The sequence below is a fragment of the Thalassovita sp. genome (genome assembly GCF_963691685.1).
Classification (GTDB): domain Bacteria; phylum Pseudomonadota; class Alphaproteobacteria; order Rhodobacterales; family Rhodobacteraceae; genus Thalassobius.
Genome location: NZ_OY829290.1, coordinates 3,174,455 through 3,188,550, shown reverse-complemented (window position 1 = coordinate 3,188,550; position 14,096 = coordinate 3,174,455). Strand labels below are relative to the sequence as shown.

The window sequence follows — 14,096 nt, the reverse complement described above, 5'->3', positions numbered from 1 at the left end:
CGGTCTTAAAAGCACTTATTTTGTAAACTCAACTGGCACCGCACGGGCAGCTTCGGGCATGTCAGGCGCGTCAAACGTGTCTGGCCAGATCAAATGCGCCGCTTCCCGCAACACCAGTTCACGGGCAATCGGACCCGAAGGTTGCGAGTACTGGTAGCCGACGGAATAGATCCGGTTGTTTTTGTAGGCTTTCAGACGTTCATAGGCCGGATTATACGCCACGTCCCCCCCGTGGGAGACAAACATCATGATGACATCCGGGTCGTGTTTCAGCAGGTCCTCGGCTTCCAGGATGATGAAGGCGTTGCCCATCTCATCGCTGTTTGGGTTGCGGCCCAGAGGATTGACCGCGCCAAGTTTGGCGATCAGTTCCGTGGTCATCAGGTTTTCCTGATAGCCGTAAAACACATTCTGGAAGGACCAGATAAAGAGGGTGCTTTGAGGTTTGGCCGGAACCTGCGCTTTCATCTCATCGATGAGGGTGACGAAGTTTTTGTTCAACGCTTCGGCATTGGCTTCCTGGCCCAGGGCTTTGCCCATGCTGGCCACGGAGGCAAGCGACACATCGAGGTTCAGGCTTTCATAGGAGAGGAATTTGCTGAATTGCTCAATTTCCTCGGCATAAGGCGCATTGTAATGGGTCATGCCTATGGTCAGGTCGAAATCCGATGTCGCCAGCAGCTCAAGGTTCGGGGCGGTGATGTCCCCCAGATCAAGCGCCGCATCGACGGAATTCCCAAGGTAAACGGGGCGCGCACCTTCATAGGTGGTGATCCCGGCGACGGGCAGATCCAGCGCCACCATGGTGTCGGCTGCTGCGTTCCAAAGTGCGGCAACACGTTTCGGCTGCGCCTCCAGCGTGACTTCGGCGCCGCGGCCGTCCGGAACCGTGACGGGGTAGGCCTCCATAGCAAGGGCAGGGGCCGCGCTCAGCAGCGCGAGGGACAATACGACAGTGTACTTCATAGGGCATCCTCTGTTTGGCGGGGCTGGGTAAGACACCATGTCTCTGCCTGGGATTTACGGGCGTACATGCGGGCATAAAGGCCCTCGCCCTGAAGGAGCGACGCATGGTCGCCGGATTGATGAATGGTTCCATCCTGCAGGACAAGGATCTGGTCTGCGGCCTCAATGGTGGAGAGCTTATGAGCCACCACAATCAGGGTTTTGTCTGCGACCAGGGCTTGCAATGCTTCTTGAATGGCACGTTCGTTGGTGGAGTCCAATGCAGAAGTGGCCTCATCCAGCAGCACGATGGGGGCGTCTTTCAGGATGGCGCGGGCAATGGCGATGCGCTGGCGTTCACCGCCCGAAAACCGCGCACCGCCTTCGCCCATTTGCGTGTCATAGCCATCGGGCAGGGCGGCGATGAAGTCATGGGCGCGCGCCTTTTCGGCGGCGGCTTCAATCTCGTCTTGAGTGGCATCGGGTTTTGCGATGGCGATATTGCTGCGGACCGTGCCGCTGAACAGGTGGTCCTGTTGAAAGACAACGCTGATCAGGCTGCTGAGATGGGTCGGCTCAATCTCGCGAATATCGATGCCCCCAATGCAGATTTGGCCGGCGTCCACATCCCAGAACCGGGCGAGCAGATTGATGATGGTTGACTTTCCGGAGCCAGACGGCCCGACGATGGCGGTCATGGACCGTGGTGGTGTTGAAAACGTTATGTTTTTCAGAACAGGCGCCTCAGGTCGGTAGCCAAAACTAACGTCGGAAAACTGCAAATCCAATTCCGCCGCGCGCGTGGTTTTTGACCCGACCGGCAAGGGCTGCGCTGACAGGATACGATCCAGACGCGCCAGCGATGCATCGGCAATGCGGATGCGTTCCAGAACGGCGGCCAAGCCGACCAAAGGCGCGTAAATCGCAAAAATCAGCATGAATGTTAAGATCAGACTGGCAGGCTCAATCGCCTGATGCCATAGCCCTGCGGCAACGGCAGCGATGGGCACACCCATCATGACCAATGCGGCGTAAAGCACCATTGGGAAGGCCAACAACATCACCATCCGGATCGACAGATCACGGAAATCCTCCAGCGCTGCGCGGAACATTTCCCGACCGGCAGCGATTTGATTGAAGGCGCGGATCACATGAATGCCCTGCATATATTCAATCATGACCGCCCCGGCGCGCGCCATTTCGTCCTGTCGTTTCAACCCGATCTTTGCAAACCGCCGGGCGATGAACGCAATCAGCGGCACGGCAAATACGATGCTGATGGGCAGTGCCATCGCCATTTGCGGGGATTGAAACGTCACAAAGCTTAACAGCATCAGGGGCAGAAAAATCGCCTGCACGATTTTTGCCAGGGCATCTGACAGGAAGCTTTCGACCATCGCGACATCGGAACTCAGCGCTGTGGCGCTATCGCCGCTATGGCGCGACAGGTGGAACCCCATGGGCAGGCTTTGCAGGTGTGCCAGCAAGCGCAGGCGCAGTTCAGCGCCCACCTTGAAGGAGGCATCCCAAGCACGCCGCACCGAAAGGAAACTGCAGAAAACCTGCCCTGCCACGGATACAAGGCACATTGCGCCGATCTGTAATATCCATTGTGCGGTGATGTCCCGCCCGTCCAAGAGACCAAGCAGCAGCCGGATCGCCGCAAGATAGGAAAGCCCTAGAAAACTGGACTGAAGGCAACGGAACAATACCGCTGCCACAAGATCCCGCCGCCGCGGCCCGGCGATCTGCCACAGGCGTTGAAGGCTTCTGAGGTTAGAAATCGGGAGTTGCGGTTCCATTGGGGTTTCAGTGGACATTGTTCACCTCCTGCGACCGCAGATCGGTGGTCCGCGCCGCCATATAGTCCTGCCAAAGTTGCCCATATAGTCCGCCTTGTTCCAAAAGCGTTGCATGGGTGCCGCGCTCGGCAATTTGCCCATTTTCAAAGACCAGAATCTGATCCGCCCCAGCGACGGTGTGCAGTCGGTGGGCAATCACGATCACGGTTTTATCCGCGGTCAGGGCCCCAATAGCTTGTTGGATTTCATATTCACTGTCGGGATCGGTAAAGGCGGTGGCCTCATCCAGCACCACAATCGGCGCGTCCTTCAGGATTGCGCGGGCAAGGGCGATACGCTGGGCTTCACCGCCCGAAAGCAGCTGCTGGCCCTGGCCAATAACCGTTTCAAAGCCCTGTGGTAAAGCGTCGACAAAGCCCTCAGCACAGGCGGCTCGGGCGGCAAGGCGGATCTCATCCGCGCTGGCATTCGGATTGCCGTATCGGATGTTATCCGCCACTGAGGCGGTAAAGAGAAACGGCTTTTGGAAGACAAAGGCCACGTTTGACATCAGCTGTGACAGCGCCATATCGCGGACGTCCACGCCGCCAATGGTAATGCTGCCTTCGGTGATATCGTGGTGGCGCACCAACAGTTGCGCCATGGTGCTTTTGCCGGCACCTGAAGGGCCGACCAAGGCCGTGACCTGACCGGCTTTGGCTTCAAAATTCACCGTTTTGAGCGCCAGCGCCTTCCCCTCATAAGCAAATGAGACGTCCTTAACCGCAATATCGTAATGGGGCAGGGCCACTTGGGCACCGTCGTCCGGCTGCGCCGCAGCAGACAGGACATTTTGCGCATTGTTTGCGGCCAGCGATATATGCGCAAAGTGATGAAACAGATCGAAAAGACGCATCAGTGGCGTGCTGTAATTTGCCCCCAGCACCACGAAAAACAGAAAGGATTCCGGTGTGATTTGGCCGAGGTAAAGCAGCCATCCGCCAACGACGACGATCATGGAAATATTGGACAGGATCAGCGCATAAAATGTGCCGCCCATTGGCACAAAGGCCCGGCCCATGGCTGCGGACAGTTCACCGTGACGTTTGAACGTCGACGCGGCTTCGGCTGCATGTCCGTTCTGGCTGGAAAAAATCTTAATAGCAGGCAGGCTGGCGAGGTATTCCACAATAGCCCCGTTCATCTTCTGATCGGAATCCTGCAGGGCCGCCGTGTGTGAGAAAGACTTTTTGAGGGCAAGCCCCATGCAGAAAAAGGACACAGGCGTAAACAACATCGTTGCCAATGCCATGCGCCAATCGACGTAAAACAGCCACCCGGTGACCAGAAGCCAGCTCATCAATGCGCTGCTGCCTTCCGGGATGGCATGAGCGATCAGCAACTCCAGCTTTTCCGGTTCGGTCACAATTGTCTGTTTTGCCTGCCCCGATCGCATCCGGGCGAAATAGCCCAAGGGCAAGCGCGCCATGTGACGCGACAGGCGCAGGCGCAAGTCATAGATCAGGTTGAAGGCAACCTGATGCGAAAGTCGCGTTGCCGCGCCAAAGCAAAGGAAACCCGCCAGGATCGCAGCGGCCATCAATCCGGCATAGCCAAAGAACTGAGTTTGCGTCGCCTCACCGTTCATAAGTGCGTTGATCAATACAAAGACCGACCAGATCGGAAACAGCTCCAACAGGACCGAAGCGGTGGCCAAGGCAATGGCCAGTACCAGCGCCCGGGTCTGACCAGCGAAAGAGCCCTGGATCATTTTTAGACTTGAGAGATAATCAACGGACACGATGACCCCCAGTTACTGATAGAGGAATTGGATGGGCGCCGAAGCGCCCATCACCATCACCATTCGCGTTTGACGCTGAAGCCTATGGTGCGCCCTGGTGCGGCGATGCCGAAGTTCGTTGCGCCGAACAGGAAATAGTTGCTGAGGTAGTCCTCATTCAGCAGGTTGGTCGCCCAGAGCTGGGCCTCCCATTCGTCGCCACGCAAGCCAATGGCCGCATCCACAAGGTGGGTCGGCGATTGCTCATAGGCTGCCACCGGATCGAAGGTATAGGCGCTGCGGTAGCTGTAGGTGCCATTGGCAAAGAACGTGCGGCCGCTGTTCAGCTCCCTTTCCCAATTCAATGTCAGGCTGGCTGAGTGTTTTGGGGCCAGCGGAATTGGATTGCCGCTGTAGTCCACGGTGACGTTCCCACCGGCACCTGCGGAGAAGTAGGTGTAGCGGAAATCATCAAATTTGGAGTCGAGGTAACCGTAAGTGCCCCGCAGACGCAGCTCATCGGACAACCGTGCGTCCAGCCCGATTTCAAGTCCGCGCGATGTTGCGGAAGAGGCATTGGCTGTGACCCGCTGGAAATCGCTGATGAACACGTTGGACTGCTGATCTTTCCACTCAGTGTTGAAGAGCGTGACGTCCAAGGACAGGCGGTCCTCCAACAGCTGGGTTTTTACCCCGGCTTCAACGGTCAAGGAGGTTTCCGGATCATAGGTGTTCACATTGCCGGTGGCATCAAAGAACTGCGCGATACCGCCGGATTTAAAGCCTTGCGAAGCCCGACCGTACAGCAATGTCTCTTCACTCAGTTTGTAGTCAAATCCAACTTCGGCACTGATATTCGTGGATGTCACCGACGCACTGCCGGATTGGGCTGGCCCGAAGAAGAAGTTTCCCGATGGGCTGGAGACATAGACATCCCCGTCTTTTTCTTCACGCGTAAACCGCAGACCACCATGCAGGCCCAAACGATCGGTGGCCTGATATTTCATATTGGCAAATGCAGAATAGGCGACCGCATCTGAATCCAAACCGTTCTGACTCACATCGCTCAGGCTGACGGAGGCGAGGTCGTAGTATTGATAGCCCTCAAATTTTTCGCCCATCGCAAACAGGCCCGCATGCCAGCTGAAATCGCCGGCCTGCGAGACCTCCTGCGTGTGGGAACCGATACGGAATTCCTGGCTGATTTGCCGGTGCTTGCCGACTTGCCCCTGTTGCAATGCGAAATTGCCAACACCCGGATCATAGGGGCCAGAGGAAAAATCGCCATCAAGGCTGAGATCATAGTTGAATTTCCGTGCGGCAGTCACGGAACGGAACCAGAAGTTCTCAAATTCATGTTCCACCCGCAGCATCGCACCGCCTTTTCGCTGGGTGGTCAAGGCAGGGAAGTCCAAATCCGATTGGTGCTTCAGCGCCAGCGAGACCGGGGCCCAACGGCCATCGCCGGTATCATCGACCTTCTCATGGTCGATACTGAAGTAGAGATTGGTGTACTCCCCCAACTCACCGCTGACCGATAGGCGGCCGGACAGAGCTTCGATGGTTCGGTCATCGCGACCAGTGCTGAGGTTTGTGATCCCATCAGGCTGTTTGGTGAAACTAAGGAACGCCCGGCTGAGCCAACGCCCGTCCTCGCTCAAGGGGACATCCGCTCCAGCCCGCACCCGCTGATAGCCCCCTTCGCCGACCGACACCTCGATTTCGCCGCCCAGCTCTTCACCAGGGCGGCGGCTGACCAGATTAACAGCGCCCCCGATGGTGTTTCGACCGTAGATCGTGGATTGGCTGCCGCGGACGATTTCGGTCTGTTCCAGGTCATCCAGATACTGCGGCGCCCCAAAGGCGCGGCCGATGTAAACCTCGTCCAGGAAGATACCGACACCGACCTCATTGTTCAGGCCCTGGGTGGATTGGGAGCCAACGCCCCGCACCACATAGGACAGGCCGTTTGAATCAAAGCCCATGACGTTGGGCGCGGTTTTTGCCAGGTCCCCCAGCCGATCAGATGCGCCGGTGCCCAGATCTTCGTCGGCCTGCACGGACACCGCAATGGGGGCTTCATTCAGTTGTTCGGCAACCCGACGTGCATAGATGATAATCGGGTCCAATGCGAAAACCACATCATCTTCAGTCACACTGTCCTGTGCCAAGGCTGCACCGGTTGGTAAGGCCACCAAAGCAGTCCAACTCAGGGCAATGGCTCGCTGCGTCAGCGATCCTATCGTTTTTTTCGGTTTGATCCGCATCCCACGTCCCACGCGTCTTGCGGCCTCGGGCTGTGTTTCCCCGTCGGCCAGTCCCAATCTTTGGCTGAGACCTTTCGCGGGCACATGCCCGATCGCAGATCGTCGCTTTTGTCTGCGGAGGTGAGTACGCTCATCAGAACCCTCCACATGTCGCGCGGAGGTTAAACGCAGAGCGCGGGCTTCCGCGACGGAAGCGGCTTTTGCATTCCTGTATGAAGCTTTTTAGAAACCGGCATTTTTGCGCGCACCAACGGGGGTGACGCAAAACCTAGGACTTGCTGCGTTCGTCCTGCGGCGCGTGACCGTAATACCGGCGATAGGCGGTCGAGAAATTCGCTGGGCTGTTATAGCCAACACGATACGCCACTTCGGCAATCTGCAAGTGCCCGTCCTTGATCAGGATGCGGGCCGCCTGCATCCGGCGGGCAAGGACATATTGGAACACGGTGAGATCGAATTTTGCCTTGAACTGGCGCTGCAGCGTGGTTTCGTTGGTGTTGAGTTCCGCAGCAAGTGCGCGAATGGACTGAAACCGTTCTGGGCAGTCATCGATAAGCTGCCGCGCCTCAAAGGCAAGATTGGCTAGCGGTTTGCGCAGTCTGGCTGTGCCGTTTTCCACTTTCAGCTGCTGCATGGGCTGCAACTGAAACACTGTGGCTATCACAGTGCTTTCCAGGAACAGGCGTTCCGTTTGCCCGCGATAGGGGCTGTTGAACAGGCGCAGCAATGTCTCAGACAGGATGTCCGTATGTGCCATCGGGTGGACGTGCACACCGGGCGTGATCAGCGCCTTAAGCGCCGCAATCGGCGCGTCAGCGTTCAAAAGCAATTGGCGATCAAGAAACTCCTCCGCGACCAAAAAGGATGCCATGCGGATGCGTTGTTGGGGCGTTGGCCGATCCAGAAATTCTTGAGGCCCCCCAAAGGAGACAACTTTTGCTTGGCCATTGCCCGAAAACAGGATTTTGCGTTCGCCAAAGCGGGCCAGCATTTCGCCGTTGAACAACGCGCCGACCCATAGCCCCGCAGGCACCATGCCGCGGGTCTCAAACGAGGTTTCACACAACATATCACAGCTAAAATAATGAATATCATCCTCGATGGAGAGCGAGGAATAGCTGCCGCGGATATTCACGTCATTGGGATGTGTTTGGGTGAGCGGGTCCCGGCCAATCGAGACCAGTTCCGCCGATGACCTGGCCAACATATCCGCCAGCCGGGTAATGGTCGGCTCATCATCGCCAAAGCTGAATTCTTGAAAGTAGTGTTTGATGCCCATGGCACAAAGCCTCCGCTTGGTCAGGCTGGATCAGAACAAGCAACACACTGGCGACATTGGGCTGGAATGCAGATTTTCTTGTCTTAATCGAAACCTGACACCGTCTCAAGCCTGTCGTCATCGGGTGTTCCGTTTCCCAACAACACGGGTGGCGCGGGGCAGGATAAAACTGTCACTTCGCAGACCATGTTCCGAAACGGTTTGCGCTTTGGTGGGGCAACAGTGAAGTAGTTTTCCAATGCAATCCCGACGCAGTCATCGAAATCAAGCAAGAATCCGTGGCCCACACCGTTCGTTCGCCAGCCCCCTATCTGATCAACGATGTCGGCAGGATACTCGACAGATCTCAAGCGATCTCGCATGGAGTGCCGGAACCCATGCATCGTGCATCCTTCCGGTGCGTAGTCCCTCATCCATTTGTTCAATGCGGCGTTCGCGTTTGTTATCTCGGTCTTGTTGTACCGTGGGAAGGCAAACTGCGATGAGCTTTCATGTTCAAGGATGCGCTGTGCGGCCCAATGGGCCTCACCTTCAAGGGGAACGTCACGCTCGCTGCCCTTGGTCTTCAGACGACGCCAAGGATGATGACGGACTTGAACAATGAGACCACCATCACTATCGGTGGCGATGTCTTCCCTGCTCAAACCCATAGCTTCAGAGAGGCGCATACCAGTATCTGAGACCAAGGCGACCAGCCAACGCAGATCATCATCGATCTCTCTACATTTGGTCTGAACGGTCAGTAGTGCATCTGAAGGGATAGGGTTGCGATCAGACACGCCAGCTGTCCGATCATAGTAAACTCCGGCAAACGGATTGTTTAGCGTCAGTCCCTGCTCGCTGGCAGCAAAATTCGTGACAGCCCGCACGGTGCCAAAGACCCGGGTCAAGCTGCTACCCGCCAAACCACGGGAGATGAGCGCGTCACGGAAAGCGTTAGCATCGGCCTTCGTATACAGGTCGAGATGCTTATCGCCACACGCATCTATGACGTAGCCACACGCCCGCTCAGCTGCCCGGTGGAACGTCACCGGACGGCCCTTGCCCTTCTGCTGAAGGTATATCTCCACAGCTTCTGACAGCAGTACAAATGAAGATGAGGTGACATGTGATGTGGGAGAAGACCCGGCGATCGCTGCAGTCCCCATACGCAGCATGTGCCTTCCCGGCAGTTCTGCATCTTGTGATCTCAGGTGGAACCAGTACTCGTCGAGCTGATCCGCAGCCTTTCTGGCTCGTGCTTCAGCGACATTCGCTGACCGCGTTCTCAAAGAATAAGCGATCCGAGGCGAAGTGTAGTAGCTGAGAAGCTCTTTTGGGATGCGACGGCTAAAGTAAAAGACACCATCTTTTACGAAGGTGAACGTGGGTGAAATGGTCTTCGACACGGTCTACGGCTCCAAGCAGCTTCAAAAAGCTGGAGCAAAACCAACGGGATAGCTGAAAAAATGGTGCCGGGGGCGGAACTTAAAAATCTAGGCAAATATTTTAAAATAAAAGGAAAAATGTTCGGGTGAAAACTCTGATACCCCCTTTTGGTACCCCCATCTCCAAATTTACCTCCGGTGCGAGTGCGAATGCCCGCTTTGAAAACAGACGCAAGCGCGCTTGTGTCTGCTAATGTAAATTAGTTGTTGCAAGTTAGAGATCCAAATTAGGCGATCCACTAACGTCTGTATCATTCGATGTTGCTTCTATGATGTCCAGGCTGTCGTTGAAGGCGGCGACCAGTTTTTTCCACGGCTATATGGGCTTTCGCGCCGGTACAGTCGTTCATGACCTTGTTGCTGCATGACAGCTTTCAGCCCGAAGCGGACATTCTAGTCGAGATCGATAACCTTCCTTCCACTGAAATGGTCTGGTCCGACGGTGAGGAAAGGAGGATCAAACATGGGAAATGAACGACATAAGCCGGAGGAAATTGTTACGAAGTAGCAGCAAATTGAGGGGTATTGCTGCCCCTAGAATGCCTAGCACTAATGCTAATCAAAAGGTGCAGAAAAACATATCCACTGAAGAGTGAGCTACTCCCCAATCATTGGACAGTTTCCGGCGTAGATTAAGCTACTCTTTGCTCCTGCTGATCGGTTTGGTTTTCTTCTTTTCTCAGCCAATAGACCACGGCTGGTGGTTTGCCGCCAAGGGCGGAATGAGGACGCTTTCGGTTGTAGAACTCGATCCATTTTCCGACACCCGCTTTGGCTTCCGATCCGGCCTCCCAGGCGTGCAGGTAGACGCATTCGTATTTCAGGCTCCGCCAGAGCCGCTCGACAAAGATGTTGTCCAGGAACCGGCCCTTGCCATCCATCGAGATACGCACTCCGGATCGGCGTAGCCGGTCGGTCCAGGCAAACGAGGTGAACTGGCTGCCCTGATCTGTATTCATGATTTCCGGTGGGCCAAACTTGGCGATGGCCTCGTTCAGCGCCTCGACGCAGAAGTCGGCTTCCAGCGTGTTCGAGATGCGCCAGGCCAGCACCTTTCGGGTGTGCCAATCCATGATGGCGACCAGATACAGAAAGCCTCTGCGCATCGGCAGATACGTGATGTCGGCACACCAGACCTGATTGGGGCGCTCCACCCGTAGGCCACGCAGCAGATAGGGATAGGTCTTGTGCCCTTTCGCTGCCTTGCTGGTGTTTGGTTTCTGATAGATCGGCATCAAGCCCATCAGCCGCATCAAGCGTCGGATGCGCTTCTCGTTCACCAGATGACCTTCGTTTCGCAGATGCCAAGTCATTTGCCGGACACCAAAGAACGGTGCTTCCAGAAACTGCTCGTCGATCTGCCGCATCAACATCAGGTTCATCGCCGTCTCGCCCTTGGCGGTGTAGTAAAACGATGACCGCGAGATCGACAACAGCTTGCACTGTTTACCAATTGAAAGGTTGGTATTGCCAGGCTCGACCATCTTGCGCCTCACTTGCCGATCCACGGCTTGAGCTTTCGTGACAAAAAATCGTTGGCCACGGCCAGCTCCCCGATCTTCGCGTGCAGTTCTTTGACCTGCTCCTCGTCGATCTCTGGGGGCTTCTTTCCGCCACGCTCGAACACGCCGGACGCGCCTTCCAGAAGCGCCCGTTTCCAGCTGTGGATCATCGTCGGGTGAACGCCAAACTGGCTCGCCAGCTCAGCAACAGTCCGCTCGCCCTTCAAAGCCTCAAGTGCAACTTTGGCCTTGAAATCGGGCGAATGGTTCTTCCGTTTCGACATCTTTGATCTCCTCTTCGTCGAAGATCAGCAGACAACAAATCGTAGCTTACGTCAGTGTCCGAAATTCAGGGGGTAGCTCAGAGTAGCGGGCGGCAGACCAAAAACCGTGGATCGTGTCATCGAGTATGGGGCTGACATCACCGTCGTCAGCTGCGAGAGCGATGGTGATCTTTTCCATGTCATCAGTGCAGTCACTTTGCCAAGATGATGAAAGCTTCTTGACGATATCGTTGCTAACAAGAGCCTGGGGCAGAGCTTTGAAAAGCCAATCGCCCCTGTGCCATCGGAGCGATCGATCTATGTGATCGGGTTCCTAAACGAACGAGATGTAAAAAGCGAAAAATGAGTTTAGTGGAGTTGGGGCGCCGAACGATCGCCTCAGTCTTCCTAGCCGGGCAATGAAGTAACACACGAATGCGAGATTGGAGTTGATGCCAGAAATACCTGTAAGTCAAAGTGCGGTCGATAACGGCGCAGACACCCCCATCGATGCGGTCATAACCTGGGTCGACGGAAGCACCGAAAAACATAGACGCAAGCGCCGTCGCTACTTGGCGAAAGAAAATCGCCCCCTTCATGAAAACGCGACCAATCCGCATCGGTGGGCATGCAACGATGAGATCCTGTATTGCCTTCAATCACTGGAAAACAACGCGCCTTGGGTGCGGAGGATTTGGATTGTTGTCGACGAAGAAACACCAGATCTTCGGCAGCTTTCGAACAGTCTTCGGGCCAAGGTACGGTTTGTGTTTCATCATGAGATCTTTGGGGAGTTCAGCGCGGATTTGCCGACATTCAACTCGTTGGCAATCGAAAGCATGCTCTGGAGAATAGATGGTCTGAGCGAGCGCTTCATGTATTTCAACGACGACGTATTCCTGACCGCGCCACTGTTCCCGTCTGACGTATTCCGAGGAGATGCCCCTGTGTTACGAGGAAGGTGGGTGGACTATGACGACGCCCTGCGCCCTACAGAGGTGCGCAACGACCCGGCCAAGTTCAATCATTACATGCAACTGAATGCAGCGCGCATGATGGGATTTGATGCAACTCGTCTGTTTGCATCCGCACATGTGGTTCATCCTTTGCGGCGTTCGGTCATGTCACGTTTGTTCGAACGACACAGGGAAGCCTTCAGGAACAATGCAAAACATCGGTTTCGTGATCTAAGCCAGTTCCTGCCTCAAGGTTTACACAATCACGCCTGCATTGTCGCAACGGAGGCTGTTTTTGAGACAAGCAATGATCACCTCCATATCGTGAGCGGTCAGGGAATCGGACGTTGCCCTTCCGAAACCCGATCCCTTCTGGCGAAGGCCACCAATCCCGGGATCAAGTTTTTATGTGTAAACGATTTGCCTCAACTAGAAGACGTTGTTCCAGAAGCGCGCGAATGGGTGGGCCGGGCGATTGGCGGATTTCCTGGGTCGCAAACGACAGGCAAAAACATCGGTTAGACCTGATCGGGCATGTTAGCATGCACCGGGATACGCTAGTGTTGCGGTGAAAGGCGCCTTCAGCACCGAAGAGGCAAGCCTACGCGCCCACAAAGCGCGAGCCGGACCAGGACGCCTGTTACCATGGCGGTTGCCTCTGCGAGGCCAAAGCTGCAGCGAAAAGCGCAGGCCGCCTCCCACTGCAAAAACAGTGTTTAAACGCCGCACCAGTAACATGCTTCGTAATATGATCCAATCATCACCATGATGCGTAATACTCATTGTTCTTTAAGGAGTTAAACACCATGAACGAGATCGTGCTACCCAAGCAACTGAACAATGCGAAGGCATCTACTGTCGCCTCTTCGGACGAAGAACAAAAAGCGCAGGACACCATCAGTTGCGACACAAAGTCAAAGGTAGAAAACGATTATTCTCATCCGGCGCATCAAAACCCTATTGGTTTGAAACGCAGTTACCCAGAGGATTTTGTGGCCGATGCGGCGTACAAAGCCGCGATGCCCGATCTTCAAAACGGGCCGTCGAGCCTGATCAAGGGGTCCAAGACCGAAATTCAGCATGTTGGCATTTCGAATTTCCGCCTGCCGCTAAAATGGCAGACACGCGCGGGTGAACCTTTAACGCTGGAGACATCCGTGACGGGGTCGGTCTCTCTTGAGGCGACGAAGAAGGGCATCAATATGAGCCGGATTATGCGCTCATTCTACAAGTATGCCGAGGCTCCTTTCAATCTTGAGACCGTCGAGCAAATTCTGACAAGCTATCTAGATGACCTCAAAAGTTTTGATGCGCGGCTGCAACTCAGCATGCGCTACCCAATGCTAAAACGTTCATTGCGCAGCAATCTTGAGGGATACCAGTACTATGACGTTGCCTATGAGGTGATCCGCAAAGGCGCATCATCAACGAAAATAGTGCATTTCGACTACGTCTATTCCTCGACCTGTCCGTGTTCGCTGGAACTGTCTGAGCATGCGCGCATCAACCGCGGTCAGATCGCGACGCCACACTCTCAACGGTCCGTAGCACGTATTTCGGTTGCGGTCGAAGGTGGCAAAACGATTTGGGTCGAAGATCTCGTAGATCTATGCCTGACAGCTATTCCAACAGAAACGCAAGTGATGGTGAAGCGTGAAGACGAACAGGCGTTCGCTGAATTGAACGGGTCGAATCCGATCTTTGTCGAAGACGCTGTGCGACTTATTTTTGCTGGCCTTGATCGGGAAAGCCAAATCGGTGACTTCCGCGTGATCGCAAGCCACCAAGAGTCACTGCATAGCCACGATGCAGTCTCGATCCTGACCAAGGGCCGCACGTTCGAACAGGTGAGCTATGATCACAGACTGTTCTCGTCTATGTATCACGTGGGTTGAG

General features: G+C 55.3%; 9 protein-coding genes. 2 read left to right on the top strand and 7 right to left on the bottom strand.

Annotated features, from left to right (window positions below; all coding sequences use genetic code 11):
- Positions 1-15 precede the first annotated feature (15 nt).
- From ACORLH_RS15280 to ACORLH_RS15250, 7 genes are all read right to left on the bottom strand, one after another.
- A complete protein-coding gene (locus tag ACORLH_RS15280) occupies positions 16-966 on the bottom strand; it encodes an ABC transporter substrate-binding protein (protein ID WP_321829201.1) in 951 nt (316 codons plus the stop codon).
- On the bottom strand, positions 963-2,765 hold the full coding sequence (locus tag ACORLH_RS15275; RefSeq protein WP_321829200.1) for an ABC transporter ATP-binding protein: 1,803 nt from the start codon (positions 2,763-2,765) through the stop codon (positions 963-965). The genes ACORLH_RS15280 and ACORLH_RS15275 overlap by 4 nt, the downstream gene beginning before the upstream one ends.
- A complete protein-coding gene (locus ACORLH_RS15270) occupies positions 2,755-4,527 on the bottom strand; it encodes an ABC transporter ATP-binding protein (RefSeq protein ID WP_321829199.1) in 1,773 nt (590 codons plus the stop codon). Before ACORLH_RS15270 ends, ACORLH_RS15275 begins: the two co-directional genes overlap by 11 nt.
- A 56-nt stretch (positions 4,528-4,583) precedes the next feature.
- Positions 4,584-6,701, bottom strand: a complete 2,118-nt coding sequence (locus ACORLH_RS15265) for a TonB-dependent receptor (protein WP_321829198.1) — start codon at positions 6,699-6,701, stop codon at positions 4,584-4,586.
- 340 nt (positions 6,702-7,041) lie between these two features.
- Positions 7,042-8,052, bottom strand: coding sequence for an AraC family transcriptional regulator (locus tag ACORLH_RS15260; RefSeq protein ID WP_321829197.1), 1,011 nt, complete (start codon positions 8,050-8,052; stop codon positions 7,042-7,044).
- A gap of 83 nt (positions 8,053-8,135) precedes the next feature.
- Positions 8,136-9,440, bottom strand: a complete 1,305-nt coding sequence (locus ACORLH_RS15255) for a DUF6538 domain-containing protein (protein ID WP_321829196.1) — start codon at positions 9,438-9,440, stop codon at positions 8,136-8,138.
- 671 nt (positions 9,441-10,111) lie between these two features.
- Positions 10,112-11,265 (bottom strand): IS3 family transposase gene (locus ACORLH_RS15250; RefSeq protein ID WP_321829195.1). Its coding sequence is split into 2 segments (ribosomal slippage): positions 10,112-10,990 and positions 10,993-11,265, totalling 1,152 coding nucleotides; the frame shifts between segments, so codons are not numbered across the junction.
- Positions 11,266-11,696: 431 nt separating this feature from the next.
- Here ACORLH_RS15250 and ACORLH_RS15245 point away from each other — a divergent pair.
- Both ACORLH_RS15245 and folE2 read left to right on the top strand, forming a co-directional pair.
- A complete protein-coding gene (locus ACORLH_RS15245; RefSeq protein WP_321832834.1) occupies positions 11,697-12,722 on the top strand; it encodes a Stealth CR1 domain-containing protein in 1,026 nt (341 codons plus the stop codon).
- A gap of 284 nt (positions 12,723-13,006) precedes the next feature.
- Positions 13,007-14,095, top strand: coding sequence for a GTP cyclohydrolase FolE2 (gene folE2 / locus ACORLH_RS15240; RefSeq protein WP_321829194.1), 1,089 nt, complete (start codon positions 13,007-13,009; stop codon positions 14,093-14,095).
- Position 14,096 lies beyond the last annotated feature (1 nt).

Coding starts and splice junctions, on each gene's coding strand:
- ACORLH_RS15275 (WP_321829200.1), bottom strand. CDS start 2,765: ATGTCCACTGAAACCCCAATGGAACCGCAACTCCCGATTTCTAACCTC.
- ACORLH_RS15260 (WP_321829197.1), bottom strand. CDS start 8,052: ATGGGCATCAAACACTACTTTCAAGAATTCAGCTTTGGCGATGATGAG.
- folE2 (WP_321829194.1), top strand. CDS start 13,007: ATGAACGAGATCGTGCTACCCAAGCAACTGAACAATGCGAAGGCATCT.
- ACORLH_RS15280 (WP_321829201.1), bottom strand. CDS start 966: ATGAAGTACACTGTCGTATTGTCCCTCGCGCTGCTGAGCGCGGCCCCT.
- ACORLH_RS15245 (WP_321832834.1), top strand. CDS start 11,697: ATGCCAGAAATACCTGTAAGTCAAAGTGCGGTCGATAACGGCGCAGAC.